Annotated in this window: 18 protein-coding genes, 2 tRNA genes, 3 rRNA genes, 1 pseudogene and 1 riboswitch; of the genes and pseudogenes, 12 read left to right on the forward strand and 12 right to left on the reverse strand. The window is 60.6% G+C overall.

The annotated features are described in order from the left end of the window. Position 1: 1 nt before the first annotated feature. The 9 genes from EL335_RS06995 to ispD form a co-directional block, all read right to left on the reverse strand. On the reverse strand, positions 2-892 hold the full coding sequence (locus tag EL335_RS06995; protein ID WP_126445401.1) for an AEC family transporter: 891 nt from the start codon (positions 890-892) through the stop codon (positions 2-4). Positions 893-1,018: 126 nt separating this feature from the next. Continuing rightward, positions 1,019-1,133: ribosomal RNA gene (rrf, locus tag EL335_RS07000) — 5S ribosomal RNA — on the reverse strand. Between the two features lie 119 nt (positions 1,134-1,252). Continuing rightward, positions 1,253-4,424, reverse strand: a 23S ribosomal RNA gene (locus tag EL335_RS07005). 290 nt (positions 4,425-4,714) lie between these two features. Then, positions 4,715-4,790: transfer RNA gene (locus EL335_RS07010), tRNA-Ala, on the reverse strand. 8 nt (positions 4,791-4,798) lie between these two features. After that, positions 4,799-4,875, reverse strand: a tRNA-Ile gene (locus EL335_RS07015). Positions 4,876-4,929: 54 nt separating this feature from the next. Next, positions 4,930-6,477 (reverse strand): 16S ribosomal RNA (locus EL335_RS07020). Together the 16S, 23S and 5S rRNA genes with 2 tRNA genes alongside form the textbook arrangement of a ribosomal RNA operon. Positions 6,478-6,790: 313 nt before the next feature. Further along, entirely contained in the window at positions 6,791-7,351 is a 561-nt protein-coding gene (gene thpR, locus EL335_RS07025) for an RNA 2',3'-cyclic phosphodiesterase (RefSeq protein WP_126445403.1), read from the reverse strand. After that, a complete protein-coding gene (ispF, locus tag EL335_RS07030) occupies positions 7,344-7,826 on the reverse strand; it encodes a 2-C-methyl-D-erythritol 2,4-cyclodiphosphate synthase (RefSeq protein ID WP_126445405.1) in 483 nt (160 codons plus the stop codon). The genes thpR and ispF overlap by 8 nt, the downstream gene beginning before the upstream one ends. Next, a complete protein-coding gene (gene ispD, locus EL335_RS07035) occupies positions 7,823-8,509 on the reverse strand; it encodes a 2-C-methyl-D-erythritol 4-phosphate cytidylyltransferase (RefSeq protein ID WP_126445407.1) in 687 nt (228 codons plus the stop codon). Before ispD ends, ispF begins: the two co-directional genes overlap by 4 nt. A gap of 92 nt (positions 8,510-8,601) precedes the next feature. Between ispD and amrB the strand changes: the two genes are divergently transcribed. From amrB to amrS, 3 genes are read left to right on the forward strand one after another with little or no spacing between them, the layout of a single operon-like run. Beyond that, positions 8,602-9,420 (forward strand): AmmeMemoRadiSam system protein B, encoded by an 819-nt coding sequence (amrB, locus tag EL335_RS07040; protein WP_284155278.1) that lies wholly within the window; start codon positions 8,602-8,604, stop codon positions 9,418-9,420. Then, the gene (gene amrA, locus EL335_RS07045) at positions 9,413-9,970 is read left to right on the forward strand and encodes an AmmeMemoRadiSam system protein A (RefSeq protein ID WP_126445409.1); all 558 of its coding nucleotides are present in this window, start codon (positions 9,413-9,415) and stop codon (positions 9,968-9,970) included. The genes amrB and amrA overlap by 8 nt, the downstream gene beginning before the upstream one ends. Beyond that, entirely contained in the window at positions 9,946-11,040 is a 1,095-nt protein-coding gene (gene amrS / locus EL335_RS07050) for an AmmeMemoRadiSam system radical SAM enzyme (protein ID WP_126445411.1), read from the forward strand. The genes amrA and amrS overlap by 25 nt, the downstream gene beginning before the upstream one ends. A gap of 234 nt (positions 11,041-11,274) precedes the next feature. Here the strand turns inward: amrS and EL335_RS07055 are convergent, their stop codons facing one another. Further along, on the reverse strand, positions 11,275-12,366 hold the full coding sequence (locus tag EL335_RS07055) for a PilT/PilU family type 4a pilus ATPase (RefSeq protein ID WP_126445413.1): 1,092 nt from the start codon (positions 12,364-12,366) through the stop codon (positions 11,275-11,277). A gap of 91 nt (positions 12,367-12,457) precedes the next feature. On the opposite strand from EL335_RS07055, the gene EL335_RS07060 reads away from it, so the two are divergent. The 8 genes from EL335_RS07060 (at position 12,458) to EL335_RS07095 (ending at position 20,249) form a co-directional block, all read left to right on the forward strand. Further along, a complete protein-coding gene (locus tag EL335_RS07060) occupies positions 12,458-13,207 on the forward strand; it encodes a fused MFS/spermidine synthase (protein ID WP_126445415.1) in 750 nt (249 codons plus the stop codon). A gap of 20 nt (positions 13,208-13,227) precedes the next feature. Next, positions 13,228-13,575 carry an ArsC family reductase gene (locus tag EL335_RS07065; RefSeq protein ID WP_126445417.1) on the forward strand — a complete coding sequence of 116 codons (348 nt, stop codon included), beginning with the start codon at positions 13,228-13,230 and terminating at the stop codon, positions 13,573-13,575. Continuing rightward, positions 13,575-14,411 carry an Hsp33 family molecular chaperone HslO gene (hslO, locus tag EL335_RS07070; protein WP_126445419.1) on the forward strand — a complete coding sequence of 279 codons (837 nt, stop codon included), beginning with the start codon at positions 13,575-13,577 and terminating at the stop codon, positions 14,409-14,411. The genes EL335_RS07065 and hslO overlap by 1 nt, the downstream gene beginning before the upstream one ends. 68 nt (positions 14,412-14,479) lie before the next feature. Further along, positions 14,480-14,583, forward strand: a riboswitch (glycine riboswitch). 165 nt (positions 14,584-14,748) lie between these two features. Continuing rightward, on the forward strand, positions 14,749-15,846 hold the full coding sequence (gcvT, locus tag EL335_RS07075; RefSeq protein WP_126445421.1) for a glycine cleavage system aminomethyltransferase GcvT: 1,098 nt from the start codon (positions 14,749-14,751) through the stop codon (positions 15,844-15,846). Beyond that, on the forward strand, positions 15,843-16,223 hold the full coding sequence (gene gcvH, locus EL335_RS07080; RefSeq protein WP_126445423.1) for a glycine cleavage system protein GcvH: 381 nt from the start codon (positions 15,843-15,845) through the stop codon (positions 16,221-16,223). Before gcvT ends, gcvH begins: the two co-directional genes overlap by 4 nt. Beyond that, positions 16,220-19,024, forward strand: a complete 2,805-nt coding sequence (gene gcvP, locus EL335_RS07085; RefSeq protein ID WP_126445425.1) for an aminomethyl-transferring glycine dehydrogenase — start codon at positions 16,220-16,222, stop codon at positions 19,022-19,024. The genes gcvH and gcvP overlap by 4 nt, the downstream gene beginning before the upstream one ends. Beyond that, complete coding sequence (locus EL335_RS07090; RefSeq protein WP_126445427.1) at positions 19,024-19,551, forward strand: gamma carbonic anhydrase family protein; 528 nt, start codon at positions 19,024-19,026, stop codon at positions 19,549-19,551. The genes gcvP and EL335_RS07090 overlap by 1 nt, the downstream gene beginning before the upstream one ends. Next, on the forward strand, positions 19,548-20,249 hold the full coding sequence (locus EL335_RS07095; protein ID WP_126445429.1) for an SIMPL domain-containing protein: 702 nt from the start codon (positions 19,548-19,550) through the stop codon (positions 20,247-20,249). The genes EL335_RS07090 and EL335_RS07095 overlap by 4 nt, the downstream gene beginning before the upstream one ends. A 28-nt stretch (positions 20,250-20,277) precedes the next feature. On the opposite strand, the gene ftsB is transcribed toward EL335_RS07095, so the two are convergent. Both ftsB and eno read right to left on the reverse strand, forming a co-directional pair. Then, positions 20,278-20,556 (reverse strand): cell division protein FtsB, encoded by a 279-nt coding sequence (ftsB, locus tag EL335_RS07100; RefSeq protein WP_126445431.1) that lies wholly within the window; start codon positions 20,554-20,556, stop codon positions 20,278-20,280. A gap of 167 nt (positions 20,557-20,723) precedes the next feature. Further along, positions 20,724-21,902, reverse strand: a pseudogene (gene eno, locus EL335_RS07105) (phosphopyruvate hydratase); the annotation flags it as partial. A 1-nt stretch (position 21,903) separates the two neighbouring features. Here eno and EL335_RS14335 point away from each other — a divergent pair. Next, positions 21,904-22,074, forward strand: coding sequence for a hypothetical protein (locus EL335_RS14335; protein WP_172600052.1), 171 nt, complete (start codon positions 21,904-21,906; stop codon positions 22,072-22,074). Positions 22,075-22,322 lie beyond the last annotated feature (248 nt).

The raw sequence follows: 22,322 nt of genomic DNA on the forward strand, positions 1-22,322 counted from the left end.
CCTACTGCAGAGTCATCGCCAGCGCCAGCGGGATGAAGAGCAGTGCGCCGAGATTGCCGATCATCACGAGGGAAGCCACTTTCGCCGGTTCCTGATGGTAACGCTCGGCGAAGACATAGTTGAGTACGGCTGGCGGCAGCGCACCGAATACCATCAGCATCGCCGCATCCCGCTCGTCGAGAGCAAGCAGACGCGCCAGCAGGGCGGCAAACAGCATCCCTGTGGCCGGGCGGAGCACCATGCCGATCAGGCCGAGCCGCACATCGCTCCATTGCGAAAGCGCCAACCGCACACCGAGCGAAAACAGCAACAGAGGAATGGCGACATCGCCGACCAGTTTGATCGCCACGAGCAACGGCGGCCAGAGAGGGACTTCGACAAATTTGACGGCCAAGGCCAGCAGTGCAGCGAAAATCACCGGCACGCGCCAGAGGTTCCACAGTCGGGCATGATGATCGAGCAGCCAGGTGCCCAGCGTGTAATGCAGCAGGTTTTCGACGAAGAACAGCACCACCGCCGCCGGCAGTGCTCCATCTCCGAACGCGAGCACCATCAAGGGCAAACCCATGTTGCCGGAATTGACGAACATCATCGGTGGCACGAAGGTTTTCGGCTGTTCGCCGAGCAATCGGGCCAGCCACCAAGCCACGATCCCGCTACCGAACATCAACAGCAGGGCGGCAAGCGCCAAATCCCGATAGCTTCCCAAGGCAAAGTCTTTCGAAACCAAAGCGGCGAACACGAGAGCCGGCACGAACACTTCCATGTTCAGCTGATTGGCAAATGCCATGTCGATGCCACCGCCATTTCTGTGACGCAGCCGCGCATAGAGCCATCCCGCTCCAATGATGGCGAAGATGGGGAAAATGATCGAAAGGATGCGGAAAAACATGGCAAGGACGAATTGAAGACAGGGCGAGAGCTAGCTTAATCGATTTGCAGGTGGGCTTGCGTTTGGCGACGCGCAAAGCAAAACGCCCCACAAGGAAGCCTTGCGGGGCGTTGCCGTATGAGGTTAGTCTGGTGTTGACCTACTTTCTCGCCCGGAGGGGGGCAATATCATTGGCGCGGTCTCGTTTCACGGTCCTGTTCGGGATGGGAAGGGGTGGTACCGAGACGCTATGGACACCAGACTGAAACTGGGGTGAATTGGGTGGGGGGTGGAAGAAGTGTGGGGGGTAGTGATGGTTGTGCTGTTGGGGCACAACGGGGTTGGCGTTGTGCGGGATTGTCGTTGTGGTGACAAGGTTATAGGGTCAAGCCGCACGGGCAATTAGTACTGGTTAGCTCAACGCATTGCTGCGCTTCCACACCCAGCCTATCAACGCGGTGGTCTTCCGCGACCCTTTAGGGGGATCGAGTCCCCGGGAGATCTCATCTTGGGGCGAGTTTCACGCTTAGATGCTTTCAGCGTTTATCTCTTCCGTACTTAGCTACCCGGCGATGCGACTGGCGTCACAACCGGTCCACCAGAGGTACGTCCACTCCGGTCCTCTCGTACTAGGAGCAGCCCCCCTCAAATCTCCAGCGCCCACGGCAGATAGGGACCAAACTGTCTCACGACGTTTTGAACCCAGCTCACGTACCACTTTAAATGGCGAACAGCCATACCCTTGGGACCGGCTACAGCCCCAGGATGTGATGAGCCGACATCGAGGTGCCAAACTCCGCCGTCGATGTGAACTCTTGGGCGGAATCAGCCTGTTATCCCCAGAGTACCTTTTATCCGTTGAGCGATGGCCCTTCCATACAGAACCACCGGATCACTATGACCTGCTTTCGCACCTGCTCGACTTGTGGGTCTCGCAGTCAAGCCGCCTTTTGCCATTGCACTATGAGCACGATGTCCGACCGTGCCTAGGCGACCTTCGTACTCCTCCGTTACCGTTTAGGAGGAGACCGCCCCAGTCAAACTGCCTGCCATGCACGGTCCCCGACCCCGATTCAGGGGCCCAGGTTAGAACCTCAACGACACCAGGGTGGTATTTCAACGTCGGCTCCAGCGAATCTGGCGACTCGCCTTCACTGCCTCCCACCTATCCTACACAAGTCCCGTCAAAGTCCAATGCAAAGCTACAGTAAAGGTTCATGGGGTCTTTCCGTCTAGCCGCGGGGAGATTGCATCTTCACAAACATTTCAACTTCGCTGAGTCCCAAGAGGAGACAGTGTGGCCATCGTTACGCCATTCGTGCAGGTCGGAACTTACCCGACAAGGAATTTCGCTACCTTAGGACCGTTATAGTTACGGCCGCCGTTTACCGGGGCTTCGATCAAGAGCTTGCACCCCATCACTTAACCTTCCGGCACCGGGCAGGCGTCACACCCTATACGTCGTCTTTCGACTTGGCAGAGTGCTGTGTTTTTGTTAAACAGTCGCAGCCACCGATTCTCTGCGACCCCTTTCCGCTTCGCCCGCAAGGGACTACACGTACTCGGGGCACACCTTCTCCCGAAGTTACGGTGTCAATTTGCCGAGTTCCTTCTCCTGGGTTCTCTCAAGCGCCTGAGAATTTTCATCCTGCCCACCTGTGTCGGTTTGCGGTACGGTCTTCGTCATCCTGAAGCTTAGAGGCTTTTCCTGGAAGCAGGGTATCAGTCACTTCGCGGTCAAAGACCACTCGTCATCACGCCTCGGCTTAGCCCTCCGGATTTGCCTAAAGAGCACGCCTACACGCTTAAACCAGGACGTCCAACACCCGGCTGACCTAACCTTCTCCGTCCCCCCATCGCAGATGACAAAGGTACAGGAATATTGACCTGTTTCCCATCGACTACGCCTTTCGGCCTCGCCTTAGGGGCCGACTCACCCTGCGCCGATGAACGTTGCGCAGGAAACCTTGGGCTTTCGGCGAGCGGGCTTTTCACCCGCTTTATCGCTACTCATGTCAGCATTCGCACTTCTGATATCTCCAGCAGCCCTCTCGAGCCACCTTCACAGACCTACAGAACGCTCCCCTACCACGCACATTGCTGTGCATCCGCAGCTTCGGTTATTGGCTTGAGCCCCGTTACATCTTCCGCGCAGGACGACTCGACCAGTGAGCTATTACGCTTTCTTTAAAGGGTGGCTGCTTCTAAGCCAACCTCCTGGCTGTCTATGCCTTCCCACCTCGTTTACCACTTAGCCAATCATTGGGGACCTTAGCTGGCGGTCTGGGTTGTTTCCCTCTCGTCACCGGACGTTAGCACCCGGTGACTGTCTCCCATACATCACTTGCCGGTATTCGGAGTTTGCTATGGCGAGGTAGATCTCAATGACCCCCCCAACCATTACAGTGCTCTACCCCCGGCAGTGTCCATATGAGGCGCTACCTAAATAGCTTTCGGGGAGAACCAGCTATCTCCAGATTTGTTTAGCCTTTCACCCCTATCCACAGCTCATCCCCTACTTTTTCAACAGTAGTGGGTTCGGACCTCCAGTGAGTGTTACCCCACCTTCATCCTGGCCATGGATAGATCATCTGGTTTCGGGTCTACGCCCAGCAACTCATTCGCCCTATTCAGACTCGGTTTCCCTACGCCTCCCCTATCCGGTTAAGCTCGCTACTGAACGTAAGTCGCTGACCCATTATACAAAAGGTACGCAGTCACCCTTGCGGGCTCCCACTGTTTGTATGCATGCGGTTTCAGGATCTATTTCACTCCCCTCCCGGGGTTCTTTTCGCCTTTCCCTCACGGTACTGGTTCACTATCGGTCGATCACGAGTATTTAGCCTTGGAGGATGGTCCCCCCATCTTCAGACAGGATTTCTCGTGTCCCGCCCTACTTGTCGCAAGCTTAGTCCCACTGCCGGGTTTTCGCGTACGGGGCTGTCACCCTCTATGGCCAGCCTTTCCAGACTGTTCCACTAACGCAGCAGCTATCTCTTGCAGGCTCTTCCGCTTTCGCTCGCCACTACTGACGGAATCTCGGTTGATTTCTTTTCCTCGAGGTACTTAGATGTTTCAGTTCCCTCGGTTCGCCTCCATGTCCCTATGGATTCAGGACAGGATGACCCTGCATACAGCGCTCTCTTTCACACAAACCAACCGCTTCGCTCCACAAAGCCTGTTTGCTTTGTGGTCGCTTTTGCTGTGCGTCGCACAGCGAAAGCGCAAACAAACGCTTTGGGCTATCCAACCTTTGGACTGCCTCCAAGCCTGTTTGCTTTGTGTTTGCTTTTGCTGTGCGTCGCACAGCGAAAGCGCAAACAAACGCTTTGGGCTATCCAACCTTTGGACTGCCTCCAAGCCTGTTTGCTTTGTGTTTGCTTTTGCTGTGCGTCGCACAGCGAAAGCGCTCTATGCAGGGCCGGGTTTCCCCATTCGGACATCTCCGGATCAAAGCCTGTTTGCGGGCTCCCCGAAGCTTTTCGCACGCTACAACGTCCTTCATCGCCTGTGATCGCCAAGGCATCCACCACATGCACTTCGTCGCTTGACCCTATAACGTTGTCACCCGACTCCCGCCAGGCCACGCTACAGGCACAACTCGTGCTTGTTCCACTTCCATCGCTGGTTCAGGATGGAAGCGAAGATTGCAATCACTACCCATGCCGGTCAGGTACCAGGGTTCAGAAACCAGGAATCAGACTTCCCCAGCTCCCTACCGTGATTACCTCACCAGCACCTTCACTTCTTCCAAGTTGTTAAAGATCCAACAGCCTCCGTGACCAAAAATCACGCATCAAGATTCAGACTTTCCATCTGATCCCTGATCCCTGATCTCTGTCATGGTGGAGGTGAACGGGATCGAACCGATGACCTCCTGCTTGCAAAGCAGGCGCTCTCCCAACTGAGCTACACCCCCTCTCAAGGTGGTGGGTCTGGTTGGGTTCGAACCAACGACCCCCGCCTTATCAAGACGGTGCTCTAACCAGCTGAGCTACAGACCCGCTGCCGCTTTCAAACAACCGATAGGTTGTAGGTGCTCACCAGGCTTTCTCTAGAAAGGAGGTGATCCAGCCGCACCTTCCGATACGGCTACCTTGTTACGACTTCACCCCAGTCATGAAGCCCACCGTGGTAAGCGCCCCCCTCGCGGTTAGGCTACCTACTTCTGGTGAACCCCACTCCCATGGTGTGACGGGCGGTGTGTACAAGACCCGGGAACGTATTCACCGCGGCATGCTGATCCGCGATTACTAGCGATTCCGACTTCATGCAGTCGAGTTGCAGACTGCAATCCGGACTACGATCGGCTTTCTGGGATTGGCTCCACCTCGCGGCTTGGCTACCCTCTGTACCGACCATTGTATGACGTGTGAAGCCCTACCCATAAGGGCCATGAGGACTTGACGTCATCCCCACCTTCCTCCGGTTTGTCACCGGCAGTCTCATTAGAGTGCCCAACTCAATGATGGCAACTAATGACAAGGGTTGCGCTCGTTGCGGGACTTAACCCAACATCTCACGACACGAGCTGACGACAGCCATGCAGCACCTGTGTCCCCGCTCCCTTTCGGGCACTCCCACATCTCTGCAGGATTCGAGGCATGTCAAGGGTAGGTAAGGTTTTTCGCGTTGCATCGAATTAATCCACATCATCCACCGCTTGTGCGGGTCCCCGTCAATTCCTTTGAGTTTTAATCTTGCGACCGTACTCCCCAGGCGGCCAACTTCACGCGTTAGCTTCGGTACTAAGAAAGTCTCCTTCCCCAACACCTAGTTGGCATCGTTTAGGGCGTGGACTACCAGGGTATCTAATCCTGTTTGCTCCCCACGCTTTCGTGCATGAGCGTCAGTGTCAACCCAGGGGGCTGCCTTCGCCATCGGTGTTCCTCCACATCTCTACGCATTTCACTGCTACACGTGGAATTCCACCCCCCTCTGCCGCACTCCAGCTCTACAGTCACAAACGCAGTTCCTAGGTTGAGCCCAGGGATTTCACATCTGTCTTATAGAGCCGCCTGCGCACGCTTTACGCCCAGTAATTCCGATTAACGCTCGCACCCTACGTATTACCGCGGCTGCTGGCACGTAGTTAGCCGGTGCTTCTTCTTCGGGTACCGTCATTAGCAGAGGGTGTTCGCCTCCACCGTTTCGTCCCCGCCGAAAGAGCTTTACAACCCGAAGGCCTTCTTCACTCACGCGGAATGGCTGGATCAGGCTTGCGCCCATTGTCCAAAATTCCCCACTGCTGCCTCCCGTAGGAGTCTGGACCGTGTCTCAGTTCCAGTGTGGCTGATCATCCTCTCAGACCAGCTACGGATCGTCGCCTTGGTGGGCCTTTACCCCACCAACTAGCTAATCCGCCATCGGCCGCTCCAATTGCGTGAGGCCTTGCGGTCCCCCACTTTCACCCTCAGGTCGTATGCGGTATTAATCCGGCTTTCGCCGGGCTATCCCCCACAACTGGGTACGTTCCGATGTGTTACTCACCCGTTCGCCGCTCGCCGCCAGAACTCAGTTGCCTGAGTCCCGCGCTGCCGCCCGACTTGCATGTGTAAAGCATTCCGCCAGCGTTCAATCTGAGCCAGGATCAAACTCTTCAGTTCAATCTTCTCGCTCGCTTACTGTCTCTCCAGAATCAACAAGGTCTTCTCTAAACCTTACTGTTCTTTCTCGGTAAGCGCTTGCTGCTATTCTCTTCTCGCTAGTTAATCCGTAACCACACAGTCGAACCAAGTCTTCCAACTCAGCCCGCGTCAGTAGCTTCGATCCTCACTACCAACGCCCAGATCCACTAGCTCACCCAGCAAACACCTACACCTATCGGCTGTTAGGTTTTTAAAGAACACTTCGATGATTAATGCGCATCGAGGAAAGACCGCGATTATAGCCAGCCGAAAAACCTCGTCAACACTCTTTTCAGATTTTTTCATCGAGAGGGCGGGGTAGCGGCCAGCAGGACAATGAAAGATATTGTCTTTCAGCAGGTTGCGGCAGCGACTCGACAAGCGCAAACTCGGTCACCGGCCAGCGGATCGGCCTCTCCAGCCTCGGCAGCTCCCCGCAACGGGCTTTACGCGCCAGTGTGATGTGGGGCACAAAGGGACGTTGATCGAGGCGAAACCCCTCGGCAAGCAGATCGCCTGCCAATGAGTCGTAAAGTCGGCGCTGGCAGGACGGCACTTCAGAACATCCCGCCCAAATGATCCGGTTGTGTGGCCAGTAGCCGAGCCTATCGATGTTCATGGCAAACGCTTCGCCCTGGATCCGCCCCCCGATGGCGAGCAACCGATCGAGCTGTTCCTGAGTCACGGCCCCGACGAAAGCGAGAGTCATGTGCAGGCTGTCACGCGCCGTGCGTCTGCCTTCACAGCGCCTGGAGACCCTCCCAGCCAGATCATCGAGCCCCTCCAATGCCTCCGGCGGCGGCCAGAGGGCGAAAAATACTCGCCGCGTCCTGGAGGGCCCTGTCTCAGTCACGGATCAACAGCACCACCGCCTCGGCAGCGATGCCCTCGCCTCGGCCGATAAAGCCCAGCCGCTCGGCCGTCTTGCCTTTGACATTGACGCGATCGACGTCAACACCGAGATCGCTGGCGATGTTCGCGCGCATCGCCGCCACATGCGGGGCGATGCGCGGCGCCTGCGCGATCACCGTGCAATCGACGTTGCTCACCCGCCAGTTGGCGGCGCGGACGGCCGCCAGCGCCGCACGCAGCAGAGCACGGCTGTCGGCATCTTTCCAGCGCGCATCGGTATCAGGAAAGTGGTGGCCGATATCGCCCAGCCCCGCCGCGCCGAGCAAGGCATCGGTGATCGCATGGAGCAGCGCATCGGCATCGGAATGGCCGAACAGGCCCAGGTGATACGGTATCGTCACGCCTCCCAGGATCAGCTTGCGATCCGGTACCAGCGTATGCACATCGAAACCTTGTCCGACTCTCAGCTCCATCATTGCCTCCGGTTGGCCAGAATCCATTCGGCCAGCTGGAGATCAAGCGGCCAGGTCACTTTGAGATTGGTCGCATCGGCGGCGACGAGTTTGGGCTGGAAACCTGACGCCTCGATCGCGCTAGCCTCGTCGGTCACCTCGGGCACCCGCTGCAGCGCATCGAGCAGCATCCGGTAATGGAACATCTGCGGCGTCTGCGCCTGCCATAGACCTTCGCGCGGCACCGTGCCGGCCACCCGCCCGTCGGCTTGCACGCGTTTCAGGGTATCGGCGACCGGCACGGCCAACAGCCCACCGACCGGGTCGTCGCCGATCTCATTGATGAGTTTCATGACATGCGTGGCCGTCAGGCAGCAGCGCGCCGCATCGTGCACCAGGATCCAGTCGTCATCCGCGACACCGCTACGCAACGCCCGCAACCCTTGGATCACGCTTTCCGCACGCGTCGCCCCACCACAGCGGAGCACGCTCAACCGTCCCGAGAACACCGACCAGTCGTGCGCATCCCAAAGAGGGTCATCTGGCGAAAGAACCACATGGACATGCTCGATGGCCATCACATGGGTCAGTGTTTTCAGCGTATGCCAGATCAGGGGCCGACCGGCGAGCGGCAAATACTGTTTCGGCGTGCCGCCACCCATCCGGGACCCCCCACCGGCGGCGGGAATCAGCGCGTGATATTTCATGCGGCGATTTTACGGCTTGCGTGACGGCGCATTCGGTCTAGGATGGTGATTGTTGAGATTGCGGTTAGTCGAAGCGGAAGGAGAGACCACCGATGGAAATGCAGATCAGCCGCCCCCCTGCCGTTGCCGGCATGTTTTACCCAGGTGATCCGCGCATCCTGGCTGGCGAAGTCGACACGATGCTGGCTCGCGCCCGTGCCGTCTCACCAGCGCCGGCTTTCGGGCAACCGAAGGCGCTGATCGCCCCGCATGCTGGATATATCTATTCCGGCCCGATCGCAGCGAGTGCCTATGCCAGTCTCTTGCCCTATGCCCAGGTGATCCGGCGGGTGGTCCTGCTGGGACCGTGCCATCGTGTTGCCATACGCGGGCTGGCGGTGCCGCATGCTCAATCGTTCAGTACGCCGCTCGGCGCCGTTGCGCTCGACCAGGCGGCGATAGCTGCTGCGCTCGAACTGCCGCAGGTGATCCGCCATAACGGCGCACATGCCGATGAGCATTCGCTCGAAGTGCATCTGCCGTTCCTGCAGGCCACATTGGAGGATTTCACGCTCGTGCCCTTTGCGGTCGGCTACGCGTCTGCCGAAGAAGTCGCCGAAGTGCTCGAGCTGCTGTGGGGCGGGCCGGAAACCCTGATCGTCGTCAGCTCCGATCTGTCGCATTACCACCCCTATTCCGCCGCGCAGCGGCTCGACGCACATACCGCCAACGAAATCCTGCACCTTGACTTGCTGCGCGACCACGAACAGGCCTGCGGTGCAACGCCGATCAATGGCCTCATCGAGGTGGCAAAGCGGCACGGCCTCGTGCCCCATCTACTCGATCTGCGCAATTCCGGCGATACCGCGGGCGACAAGGCGCAGGTCGTCGGCTATGCAAGCTTTGCCTTCACGGAGCCCGAACATGCCTGATCCCGCCCTCGGTCGAGCGCTGCTCATTCGCGCCCGCAATGCGATCGGCGAAGAATTCGGCATTGCCGGGCAGCCCGAACCGGATCATCCTGCGCTAGAGCGGCCCGGCGCCACTTTCGTGACCTTGACCCAAGATGGGCAATTGCGCGGCTGCATCGGCTCGCTGGAAGCTTGGCGACCGCTCGACGAAGACGTACGGGCCAATGCCAAGGCCGCCGCCTTTGGCGACCCGCGTTTCCCACCACTGTCGAAGAGCGAATTCGCGCGCACGCGCGTCGAGGTTTCCCTACTGACCCCACCCGTGCCGCTCGACTTCACCGACGAGGCAGACGCCATCCGGCAGATGCGGCCGGGCATCGACGGCATGATTTTCGAATATCACGGCCGGCGCGGCACCTTTCTACCGCAGGTATGGGAAAGCCTGCCCGATCGGCAGCAGTTCTTCGCCCATCTGAAACAGAAGGCCGGCTTTCCCGCAAACTTCTGGTCCCCAGAGGTCCGGCTCTACCGCTACGAGGTGCAAAAATGGAAGGAACCCGAGAAGTCCTGAGTGGCGTCTCTGCCCGCTGGTGGCATACGCTTCCCGATGGGCGCATCCAGTGCGATCTCTGCCCGCGGGACTGCAAGCTGCACGACGGCCAGCGCGCCGCCTGCTTCGTGCGCGCGAACCGGGGAGGACAGATGATCCTCACTACCTATGGCCGCAGCAGCGGCTTCTGCATCGACCCGATCGAAAAGAAGCCGCTCAATCATTTCTATCCGGGTTCCAGCGTCCTGTCCTTTGGTACGGCCGGGTGCAACCTCGCCTGCAAGTTCTGCCAGAACTGGGACATCTCCAAATCGCGCGAAATGGACACGCTGATGGACGAGGCCAGTCCACAGGCGATCGCCCAGGCGGCAAAACGCTATGGCGCACAGAGCGTCGCCTTCACCTACAACGATCCTGTGATCTTCGCCGAATATGCGATGGACACCGCCGACGCCTGCCATGCGCTCGGCATCCATAGCGTCGCCGTCACGGCCGGCTTCATGCATCTCGATCCGGCCCGGGAGTTCTATGCCAAGATGGACGCCGCCAACATCGACCTGAAGGCCTTCACCGACCACTTCTACTTCAAGCTCTGCGGCGGCCACCTGCAGCCGGTGCTCGACTTGATCGCGATGGTGCATCACGAAACGGATTGCTGGATCGAGCTGACCACGCTGCTGATTCCGGGGCTGAACGATTCGGATGCCGAACTCAAGCAACTCGCTGCATGGTGCTTCAAAGAGTTGGGCCCCGACGTGCCCCTGCATTTCTCGGCCTTTCATCCCGATTTCAAGATGCTCGACCGGCCTGCGACACCGCCGGCCACTTTGCAACGCGCGCGTCGCATTGCGCTCGATGCCGGGCTGCACTTTGTCTATACGGGCAACGTGCATGACCGCGCGGGGGAGAGCACCTACTGCCCGGGCTGCGGCAAGGCCGTGATCGAGCGCGACTGGTACGAGATCCTCGGCTATTCACTCGACGAGACGGGCCATTGCAAGCACTGCGGCACTCGAATCGCTGGGCGCTTCGGCCATTTCGGTCACCCCTTCGGCGCACGGCGCATGCCGATCCGGATCGCCGCGATGTAACAGGCCGTTGAAAAACGTCACGAGGATGGCCAGATGCAAGGCGTTTGGTGCGCAGCGACCGAAGCCTATCAAATAGATAGGCGAGGGAGCGACAACGAAGTTGCGGCGAAGGTTCACTTTGGCTTTGCCGAGGTTAAGCGAAGCGGCCGAAGCCAACACCGCGCAACGCCGCAGATGGCCCACCGCAGTAGTTTTTCAACGGCCTGGTAGATATCGGCCTCTCGCTACTGCGGGCTACAGCCGTTCGGGAGCGACGGCCAGCCGCAGCTTGAGCGCGAGATCGGTCTTCGAATCGGCATGATCGAGCGCCTCTTCGGGCGCGATGCGCCGGGCGCGGCATAGTTCCAGCAGGCAGTCGTCGAACAATTGCATGCCGCTGGCGGTTCCCTTGCGGATCGCGTCCTTGAGCTGATCGATCTCGCCTTTTTGGATCAGCGACGACGAATAGGCCGACTGCAGCAAGATTTCGGTCGCCAACACCTGGCCACCGTGCAGTCCTGGCAGGAGTCTTTGCGAGATGACACCCCTGAGGTTGAGCGACAGATCGAGCAACACCTGATGATGCAATTCCTCGGGAAAGAAATTGACGATGCGTTCGATCGCCTGATTGGCATTGTTCGAGTGCAGCGTCGACAGACACAAGGCACCGGCTTCGGCATACATGATGGCGTTTTTGGCTGTCTCGCGGTCGCGGATCTCGCCGATGACGATCACGTCCGGGGCCTGGCGCATCATGTTCTTGAGCGCATCGGCAAAGCTCAAGGTATCGATCCCCACTTCGCGCTGCTCGACGACCGACTTGCCGTGTGGATAGATGTACTCGATCGGGTCTTCGACCGAAAGGATGTGGCCGTCCAGCGTCCGCGCACGGTGCGCGACCATCGCCGCCAGCGTGGTGCTCTTGCCCATCCCCGCCGCGCCGACGATCAGCACCAGCCCGCGCCGCAACAATGCAAGCTGCCCCGCCTGGGGGGGCAAGCCCAGCACCTCGAATGATGGGACGTCCGTCTTGATCAGACGGATCACCATCGACACCTCACCGCGCTGGTAATAGACGTTGACGCGATAACGTCCACCCTCGCGCGTGGCGAGTGCGAAATTGCATTCCTTGTTCTTTTCGAATTCGGCGCGCTGCGCTTCATTCATCAAGGCATACGCGAAGCGACGTGATTCGCCAGGCGCCAGGGCAGGCCATGATCCACCTGCCCGCTGCGCCGGGAGTGTTCGGCCTTGAATCTTCAAATGGGGTGGAATCTCCGCAGAGATGAACAGGTCGGATGCCCCGCGCTCGAGCATTTGGTGCAACAGCTCCTGGATTTCGGTCATTGCCCTTTCCGGAATTGATTGATTTCACACCCATGATATCCAAACATCATCGACAGGAAAAGTAAAATGTGACCATTTTTTGCGAGGCCGCATGGAAATCCAGATCAGCGAATCCGCCGGCGTGCGTTATCTGCATTTCAGCTCACACTGGATCCAGGGCGCCATGCGCATCGCCCGCCCCTGGGCGCTGGAGCTCGACTACACCCGCGAGATGATGGCCGCGCTGCTGCTGCGCCCCGATCCGGACTGGCCGCGCACGGCTCTCCTGATCGGGCTGGGGGCAGGTTCTCTGACCAAGTTCCTTTATCGGCACCGGCCGGAAGCACGGCTGACGGTCGTCGAAATCGACCCGGAGGTCATCGATGTCGCACGCCTTTATTTCAGGCTGCCGCCGGAGGACGAGCGCCTGACCATCCTGCTCGACGACGGCGCCGATTTCGTCGCCAAGACCTCTCGGCAGTTCGATCTGATCATGGTCGATGGCTTCGACGAAAACGGCCGCAGCGGCATGCTCGATACCCTGCCCTTCTATCTGAATTGCAAGGCACGCATGTCGGAAAGCGGTCTGCTGGTGACGAATCTGCTCACCAAGCGCCGCGGCGTGCGCCCCTCGCTGGAACGTTTGGAATCCGCCTTCGATGGCCGAGCGCTGGCCTTTCCGTCCTGTTCGAGTGGCAACGTGATCGCCTTCGCCGCGACCGGCGCACCGGTGGAACACTCCTTAAGCGAACTCAAGACCCTGGCACGCGAGCTGAAAGCGCACACCGATCTGAATCTATTGCCGACCCTGAACCGGCTCGAACATGCCAAGAGGTATCCCGGCGGTAAACTGCGCATCTGAAACGCGGTTGCGGAGGCAATATGATCAGAATCTACGGCATCAAGAATTGCGACTCGATGAAAAAAGCCTTCAAATGGCTCGACGAGCGCAACATTCCCTACGAGTTCCACGACTACAAGAAAGCCGGCGTGCCACGCGAGCGACTCGTCGCCTGGTGCAAGGTGCTGGGCTGGAAAACCCTGCTCAACACCAAGGGGCCGACCTGGCGCAAACTGACGCCGGAACAGCAACAGATCTCCACACAAAGCCAAGCCGTTTCGATCATGATGGAATTTCCGAGCGTGATTCGTCGCCCCGTCATCGAAACGGACAGCGGCCATCTGCTCGTCGGTTTCGACCCGACGATGTTCGAAAGCTTCATCAAGTAATGGATGTCGTCCGCAGCTTTCTTTTCGAGGATCTCGACATCCGCGGCGTGCTGGTCGCCCTCGGCAATGTCTGGCACGAACTGCAGGCCGGCCGGAACTTGCCGCCGCCAGTCAATGCCGTACTCGGCGAACTGGCTGTGGTCACCGCGCTGATCGCCGGCAACCTCAAGACACCCGGCCGTATCACCTTCCAGCTGCAGGGTCATGGTCTCGTCTCGCTGCTCTACGTCGATTGCGATGAACGGCTGCGCCTGCGCGGCATGGCGCGGCTTCGGCAGGATCGGGGTGCCGTCCCACCAGCGCCGAGTTTCGATCAGTTGCTCGGCGACGGCCAACTGGCCCTGACGCTCGACACCCACTCGGGCGCGCCTTACCAAAGCATCGTACCGCTGGTCGGTGCCAATCTCAGTGAAGTCTTCGCACATTACCTCGCCCAGTCAGAGCAGCTGCCGGCCTGGCTCCTGCTCGGGGCCAACGAGGATTTCGCCGGCGGGATGTTTTTGCAGAAACTGCCGGATGCCGACCGCCGCGATCCGGATGGCTGGAGCCGCATCCTGCACCTGGCTTCGACCCTCACGCCTGCCGAGCTGGCCAGCCCAGTCGCGAATCTGCTGATGCGCGTGTTTCCAGAGGAGAACATCCGCCTTTTCGATCCGCGGCCCGTGTCCTACCATTGCCCGCGCGATGAAGACAAGGTGCTCGCGATGCTGAAAAACCTGGGGCGGGCGGAAATCGAGGCCACCCTTGCGGCCGAAGGCAGCATCAGCGTCGAAGACGAAATCTGCCAGCAGAATTACCACTACGGTCCGGAAATCCTCTCCCGGCTGTTCGATTGAAGCCCGGATGCCTTGACGGTTTTTTCCGGGAAATGGTATGTTGCACTGCGTTAAGCGCGGCGCAAGCCGACGCGGCATCGGGAGAGCTCGATTCCAGCCCTATGGAGCGTGGAGCGACGCCGAAGGAGCAACTGCCCCGGAAACTCTCAGGCAAAAGGACCGATGTCGTGCTCGATCTCTGAAGAGCCGCCGGATCACACGTCGTCCGGCGCACCGAAGGAGCAAGTGGGTGCCAGCCTCCCGCGAATCTCTCAGGTACCGGACAGAGGGGGCATCCATCGCGCATGGGGCGCATGGATCGCCACCAGACGCGGACAAACCGGGAGCCTCAAGAATCATGCCGCAACGCACCCCGCTCTACGACGCCCATCTTTCTGCTGGCGCGAAGCTCGTCGATTTCGCCGGTTGGGAAATGCCCATCCACTACGGCTCGCAGCTCGAGGAACATCATCTCGTGCGCCGCGATGCCGGCATGTTCGATGTCTCGCACATGCTAGGCTTAGACCTCGCCGGCTGCGATGCGCAAAGCTATCTGCGCCGCCTCGTCGCCAACGACGTCGCCAAGCTCACGCTGCCTGGCAAGGCGCTTTACTCCTGCATGCTCGATGAAGACGGCGGCGTCATCGACGATCTGATCATCTATTTCTTCACCCCGACGCGATACCGTATCGTCGTCAATGCCGGCACCGCCACCAAGGATCTCGCCTGGATGCAGGCGCAGGCGGCGAATTTCAATGTCAGCCTCGCACCACGCCGCGATCTGGCGATGATCGCCATTCAGGGTCCTCGGGCGCGGGAAAAATTCTGGCAAGCCTTTCCCGCAAGCCGCGCCGCGAGCGAAGCGCTCGCAGTCTTTCAAGCGACGGAATGGAACGACTGGCTGATCGCCCGTACCGGCTATACCGGCGAAGACGGCTTCGAGATCAGCGTGCCGGCAACGCAGGCCATCGCCGTGTGGCAAAAGCTGCTTGCCGCCGGCGTCAAACCGGCGGGGCTGGGCGCGCGCGACACATTGCGTCTCGAAGCCGGCATGAATCTCTACGGCCAGGACATGGATGAAAGCGTGACGCCGCTCGAAGCGGGGCTCGCCTGGACGGTCGATTTCAATGATGCAAACCGCGACTTCATCGGCAAGTCGGCGCTCGTCGAACGGCAGTCGCAAGGCCATTTGCGTCAATTCCTCGGCCTCGTGCTCATCGACCGCGGCGTGCTGCGCGCCCATCAGAAAGTCATCAGCGCACAGGGTGAAGGCGAGACGACGAGCGGTTCATTCTCGCCGACGCTCGAGCGTTCGATCGCGCTGGCGCGCCTGCCCGCGGGTGTTATCGTCGGCGACACGGTGCAAGTCGTGATTCGCGACAAACTTCTCAACGCGAAAGTGGTCAAGCCACCCTTCGTCCGTCATGGCAAATCTCTCATTCAGGAGCTCTCATGAACATTCCCGCCGATCTCAAATACACCGCTTCCCACGAATGGGCCCGTCGCGAAGCCGACGGTACCGTTTCCGTCGGCATCACCGACCACGCGCAGCAGGCGCTTGGCGACATCGTCTTCCTCGAATTGCCCGAGCCCGGCCGAAAGGTCGAGGCCGGCAAGGAATGCGCGGTGGTCGAATCGGTGAAGGCCGCGTCCGACATCTACGCTCCAGTGGCGGGCGAAGTGGTGGCGCGCAACGATGCCATCGTCGATGCGCCGGAGAAAGTGAATCAAGACCCTTACGGCAGCTGGCTGTTCAAGATCAAGCCCACCGATCCGTCCGCTTTCGACGGCCTGCTCGATGCCACTGCCTACGCCCAGGTGGCCGCCGAATGACGCTGGAAGAACTCGAAGGGCGCGACGAGTTCGTCGCACGCCACATCGGCCCATCATTGGCCGAGCAAGCCGCGATGTGCGCCGTCATCGGTGTCAAGGATCGCGCCGAGCTGATCGATCAGACGGTACCTTCCGGCATCCGCTTGCCCGATGCTCTGCTGCTTCCGGAACCGATGAATGAGCACGCCGCGCTGGCGAAACTCAAAGCCATCGCCGCGAAGAACCAGATCAAGAAATCCTTCATCGGGCTGGGCTATTACGGCACCTACACCCCGCCGGTGATCCAACGCAACGTCCTCGAAAACCCCGGCTGGTACACCGCCTACACGCCCTATCAGGCCGAGATCGCGCAGGGGCGTCTGGAAGCGCTGCTCAATTTCCAGCAGATGGTGATCGATCTGACTGGCCTGCCGATCGCCAATGCGTCAATGCTGGATGAAGCGACTGCCGCCGCCGAGGCGATGGCGATGGCGCGCCGCACGAGCAAGGCACAGAGCAACGCCTTCTTCGTCGATGAGGACGTCTTTCCGCAGACCCTCGACGTGGTGCGCACCCGCGCCGCAGGGTTCGGCTTCGAACTGATCGTCGGGCCGGCGCAAGCGGCCGCGGATCACGAAGTCTTCGGCGCGCTGCTGCAAACGCCGAACGCGAAGGGCGAACTGAAAGACTTCACTGCGCTGATCACCGCCTTGCAGGCAAAGCAGGCGATCGTCGCCATCGGCTGCGATCTGATGGCGCTGGTGCTGACCAAACCGCCCGGCGAGATGGGCGCCGACATCGCCCTCGGCTCCAGTCAGCGTTTCGGCATTCCGATGGGCTACGGCGGCCCGCATGCCGCCTTCTTCGCCTGCCGGGACGAGCACAAGCGCCAGCTGCCCGGCCGCATCATCGGCGTCTCGAAAGATGCGCGTGGCAAGATCGCACTGCGCATGGCGCTGCAGACGCGCGAGCAGCACATCCGCCGCGAGAAGGCCACCTCGAACATTTGCACCTCCCAAGTGCTGCTCGCCAACATGGCCGGCCTGTATGCCGTCTGGCACGGCCCGGCAGGTTTGCAACGCATCGCCCGGCGCATCCATCGGCTGACCTGCCTGCTGGCGAAAGCGCTCGGCATCGAGGGCGCTTTCTTCGACACACTCGTCGCCAAAGTCGGCGCCGACGGGACGGCACGACTGAAAGATTCCCCCTTCAATGTCCGCCACATCGATGACGAGACCATCGGCATCAGTCTCGACGAGACCACGACGCGCGAGGATGTCGCCGCGCTGGCGCAACTGCTCGGCAAGAGCATCGACTTTGCCGCCGAGGTGCCCGCGGCGATTCCGGAAAACCTGTGCCGCGGCTCGGCCTTTCTCACGCATCCGGTGTTCAATCGCCATCACACCGAGCATGCGATGCTGCGTTACCTCAAGTCGCTGCAGAACAAAGACCTCGCGCTCGATCATGCGATGATCCCGCTGGGCAGCTGCACGATGAAACTCAACGCCGCCGCCGAGATGATGCCGGTCTCCTGGCCGGAGTTTTCCGCCTTGCATCCTTTCGCGCCTGCCAAACAGGCCGCCGGCTACGGCGAGATGATCGCTGAGCTCTCAAACTGGCTCGCCACGATCACCGGCTTCGATGCCTTATGCATGCAGCCGAACTCCGGCGCGCAGGGCGAATACGCCGGTCTCGTCACGATCCGCCGCTATCAGCAGGCGCAGGGGCAAGCCAAGCGCGATGTCTGCCTGATTCCGAAATCCGCACATGGCACCAACCCGGCTTCGGCGCATATGGCGGGCCTGTCGGTCGTGGTCGTCGAATGCGATGCCCAGGGCAATGTCGATCTCGCCGATCTGAAAGCCAAGGCCGCGCAATACGCCGACCGGCTTGCCTGCCTGATGCTCACTTACCCCTCGACGCACGGCGTATTCGAAGAAGCGGTGCGCGAGATGTGCGCGATCATCCATGCCCACGGCGGACAGGTCTATATGGACGGCGCCAACCTCAATGCTCAGGTGGGTCTCACCTCCCCTGGGCACATCGGCGCCGACGTCGCGCACATCAACCTGCACAAGACTTTCGCGATCCCGCACGGCGGCGGCGGCCCCGGCATGGGGCCGATCGGTCTGAAAGCCCATTTGGCGCCCTATGCGCCCGGCCACGTCTTTGCGGCCGAGCGCGTCGGCAGTCACGGCGCGGTGAGCGCCGCCCCCTACGGCTCGGCCTCGATCCTGCCGATCTCGTGGATGTACATCGCGATGATGGGCAGCACGGGCCTGAGAGAGGCCACCGAAGTGGCGATCCTCAATGCCAACTACATCGCCACGCGGCTCAAAGACCACTACCCGGTGCTCTACACCGGCAGCCACGGTCGCGTCGCCCACGAGTGCATCCTCGACGTGCGTGCCATCAAGGCGGCCACCGGCATCAGCGAGATCGACATCGCGAAAAGGCTGATGGACTATGGCTTCCATGCGCCGACGGTGAGCTTCCCGGTGGCCGGCACACTGATGGTCGAACCCACCGAATCGGAAAACAAGGCGGAACTGGATCGCTTCTGCGAAGCGATGATTTCGATCCGCGACGAAATTCGCGCCATCGAGGATGGGCGCTGGTCGCGCGACGACAATCCGTTGAAAAACGCGCCACATACCCAGACCGACCTCGTCGGAAAGTGGCACCGGCCCTATTCGCGCGAAACGGCGGTGTTTCCGCTGCCCTGGGTTGCCAGCAACAAATTCTGGCCATCGGTCAATCGTATCGACGACGTCTGGGGCGACCGCAATCTGGTCTGCACTTTGCCTGCCGGGGACGACTGATGCCGATCTACCGCATCGGCGCCAAGACGCCACAGATCGACCCGACCGCCTGGATCGCACCGAATGCCACCGTGATCGGCGATGTGCGGCTCGCGGCCCATACCAGCGTCTGGTGGAACTGCGTGCTGCGCGGCGACAACGACCCGATCACCGTCGGCGAAAACAGCAACGTCCAGGATGGCTCGATCCTGCACACCGATGACGGCATTCCACTGACCATCGGCCGCAACGTCACGGTGGGGCACATGGTCATGCTGCATGGCTGCACGATCGGCGACGGCACGCTGATCGGCATGGGCGCGATCGTGCTCAACAGCGTCGTGATCGGCAAGAACTGCCTGATCGGCGCCGGCACGCTGATCCCCGAAGGCAAGGTGATCCCGGACGATTCGCTGGTCGTCGGCTCGCCCGGCCGCGTCGTGCATGAACTGACCGAAAAGCATCGGGCGCGCATCGCCGATTCGGCGCAGCATTACGTCGTCACTGCCGACAACTATCGACGTTTTCTGGAGGAAATCTCACGATGAGACCAGTCATCCTTCTGCTCGCCTTTCTTGCCCAGCCGATCCTGCCGCTATGGGCGGCCACTCCGGTGGCAAAGCCCGCCGGTACCGTGATCGACTTCCGCATCGAAGTGCACAAGAGCCTGCCGAACGATCTGGGCAGCGCGATGGCCTATCTCGAGATGCAAGGCGCTGATGCCGCGGAAGTCGCCGGCAAGGTGAAAGCGATGCTTGCCGAAGCCATGAGTCTGGCGAAGTCCCAGCCGGGCATCACCGTCAAGAGCGGCAACACGCATACCTGGCCGGTCTATGGCAAGAGCGGGGAGAGCGTCGACCACTGGCGAATGCGCTCGGAACTCCTGATCGAAAGCCGCGATCCGGCGGCGCTGGCCTCAGCGCTCGGCGCCCTGCAAAACCTGCTGGCGATCGGCGCCGTCCAGTTCGCGCCGGCGCCCGAGACGCGTCGCAAGGCCGAGAACGATGCCGCGCTGGAAGCAATCGCCGCCTTTCGCGCCCAGGCCGCCCGCATCGCCGCGACGCTCAAGAAGCCCTACCGGATCCGTCAGATCAGCATCGTCAATGGCAGCGAGCGCGCCCCGAGCCCTCGGTCAGCCGCCCGGACGAAGGCACTTGCGGCGAGCGATGCCGCCCCACTACCGCTGGAAGCCGGCGAAGCGCAGCTGACGGTGATGGCCAGCGGCAAGATCGAGCTGCTGGACTGATGCGGTGCCGTTTCGCCAGCGCCGAGTTTCATGGCTTCTTCTGCGGCGTCTGCACGAAGATCTCGCCATCCTTGACGAGGCCGAGATCAAAGCGGGCACGCTCCTCGATCGCCTCGAGGCCTGACTTCAGATCGCGCACTTCGGCATCCAGCGCCGCATTGCGCGCTTCGAGGCGCTGATTCGTCTCACGCTGCGCGGCGACCTGCCGTTCCAGATCCCAGATTCGGAGCAGGCCACCCTTGCCCAGCCACAGCGGGTACTGCAACAGGATCAGCAGGGCGACCAACACCCAGGTCGGCCATTTCATGACCCGCCCCCCTTCGCCCCCCTCGCGGGGGGTTCCAGACAGGCTCGCTGCGCTCGCGAAAATGAGGGACGCTCCGTCGCCAGCGCAGCGCGGTTTGCGGCTTCGCCGCGTGCCGCTTTTCCTTGGGGCGGCCCAGCGGAAAAGCTGCGCTGCTTCACGCCAACCGATTACTTGCGCACGCTGTAGAAGGCGTCGCGGCCCGCATAGCTGACGACGTCGCCCAGATCTTCCTCGATGCGCAGCAGCTGGTTGTACTTGGCGATGCGATCGGAGCGACTGAGCGAGCCGGTCTTGATCTGGCCGGCATTCAAGCCCACCGCGATGTCGGCGATCGTCGAATCCTCAGTCTCGCCCGAGCGATGCGAGATCACATTGGCCCAACCCGCCCGCTTGGCCATTTCGACGGTCGCGAAGGTCTCGGTCAGCGTGCCGATCTGATTCACCTTGATCAGGATCGCGTTCGCGACATTCTTCGCGATGCCTTCCCTGAGGATCTTCGGGTTGGTGACGAAGATGTCGTCGCCGACGATCTGGATCTTCTTGCCCAGCTTGTCGTTGAAGAGCTTCCAGCCGTCCCAGTCGCCCTCGGCCATGCCGTCTTCGATGCTGATGATCGGGAACTTGTCGACCAAGGTGGCGAGGTAATCGGCCATGCCGGCAGAATCGAGCTCGAGCTTTTCGGAAGCCAGAACGTATTTGCCGTCCTTGAAGAACTCGGATGCGGCGCAGTCGAGGCCGAGTACCACGTCCTGTCCGGGGGTATAACCGGCCGCCTCGATCGCGCGCAGGATCAGCTCGATCGCCTCGTCATTGCCGGAGACGTTCGGCGCAAAGCCGCCCTCGTCGCCGACCGTGGTCGGATAGCCCTTCTTGTCGACGAGCTTCTTGAGGTTCTGGAACACCTCGACGCCGCAGCGCAGCGCCTCGCGAAAGCTCTGCATGCCGACCGGCAGGATCATGAATTCCTGGAGATCGAGGTTGTTGTTGGCATGGACGCCGCCATTGATCACGTTCATCATCGGCACCGGCATGCTCATCAAACCTGAGCCGCCGAAGTAGCGATAAAGCGGCAGGCCGGCTTCCTCGGCGGCCGCCTTGGCGACGGCCATCGAGACGGCGAGGATCGCATTCGCGCCCAAGCGCGACTTGTTGTCGGTGCCGTCGAGTTCAATCAGCGTCTTGTCGATGAAGGCTTGCTCTTCGGCATCCAAACCGATGATCGCTTCGGAAATCTCGGTATTCACGTTCTCGACGGCCTTGAGCACTCCCTTGCCGAGATAACGCGCCTGATCACCGTCACGCAGCTCGATCGCTTCGCGCGAGCCGGTCGAAGCGCCCGCCGGTACCGTGATCGACTTCCGCATCGAAGTGCACAAGAGCCTGCCGAACGATCTGGGCAGCGCGATGGCCTATCTCGAGATGCAAGGCGCTGATGCCGCGGAAGTCGCCGGCAAGGTGAAAGCGATGCTTGCCGAAGCCTTGAACCTAAAAACCACAGTTGACCGTTCCTCAAGGTGAAAATGCCTTCGGAAATCATAGGTTGCCTTACCTTCACCGCTCACCGAAAAGGTGACCCCGCTACGCATCCGCTGGCACACCCCGGCGGGCGCTTGGCTTTGTTGCTCCTCCTTGCAGGCATGAGCTTGCGGCGTCGTCGCGTCGCGCAATCCGCCCGCCGGGACGTACCATCGGGCGCGTCCAACTGAGGTTTTTAGGTTGAACCCAGATTGCCCATCAGGGAAACGCTGAATAAGTTGCTGCGCGGG

The organism is Sulfuricystis multivorans, assembly GCF_003966565.1.
GTDB lineage: Bacteria > Pseudomonadota > Gammaproteobacteria > Burkholderiales > Rhodocyclaceae > Sulfuricystis > Sulfuricystis multivorans.

Coding starts and splice junctions, on each gene's coding strand:
- EL335_RS06995 (WP_126445401.1), bottom strand. CDS start 892: ATGTTTTTCCGCATCCTTTCGATCATTTTCCCCATCTTCGCCATCATT.
- ispF (WP_126445405.1), bottom strand. CDS start 7,826: ATGATGGAGCTGAGAGTCGGACAAGGTTTCGATGTGCATACGCTGGTA.
- ispD (WP_126445407.1), bottom strand. CDS start 8,509: ATGAAATATCACGCGCTGATTCCCGCCGCCGGTGGGGGGTCCCGGATG.
- amrB (WP_284155278.1), top strand. CDS start 8,602: ATGGAAATGCAGATCAGCCGCCCCCCTGCCGTTGCCGGCATGTTTTAC.
- amrA (WP_126445409.1), top strand. CDS start 9,413: ATGCCTGATCCCGCCCTCGGTCGAGCGCTGCTCATTCGCGCCCGCAAT.
- amrS (WP_126445411.1), top strand. CDS start 9,946: ATGGAAGGAACCCGAGAAGTCCTGAGTGGCGTCTCTGCCCGCTGGTGG.
- EL335_RS07055 (WP_126445413.1), bottom strand. CDS start 12,366: ATGACCGAAATCCAGGAGCTGTTGCACCAAATGCTCGAGCGCGGGGCA.
- EL335_RS07060 (WP_126445415.1), top strand. CDS start 12,458: ATGGAAATCCAGATCAGCGAATCCGCCGGCGTGCGTTATCTGCATTTC.
- EL335_RS07065 (WP_126445417.1), top strand. CDS start 13,228: ATGATCAGAATCTACGGCATCAAGAATTGCGACTCGATGAAAAAAGCC.
- hslO (WP_126445419.1), top strand. CDS start 13,575: ATGGATGTCGTCCGCAGCTTTCTTTTCGAGGATCTCGACATCCGCGGC.
- gcvT (WP_126445421.1), top strand. CDS start 14,749: ATGCCGCAACGCACCCCGCTCTACGACGCCCATCTTTCTGCTGGCGCG.
- gcvH (WP_126445423.1), top strand. CDS start 15,843: ATGAACATTCCCGCCGATCTCAAATACACCGCTTCCCACGAATGGGCC.
- gcvP (WP_126445425.1), top strand. CDS start 16,220: ATGACGCTGGAAGAACTCGAAGGGCGCGACGAGTTCGTCGCACGCCAC.
- EL335_RS07090 (WP_126445427.1), top strand. CDS start 19,024: ATGCCGATCTACCGCATCGGCGCCAAGACGCCACAGATCGACCCGACC.
- EL335_RS07095 (WP_126445429.1), top strand. CDS start 19,548: ATGAGACCAGTCATCCTTCTGCTCGCCTTTCTTGCCCAGCCGATCCTG.
- ftsB (WP_126445431.1), bottom strand. CDS start 20,556: ATGAAATGGCCGACCTGGGTGTTGGTCGCCCTGCTGATCCTGTTGCAG.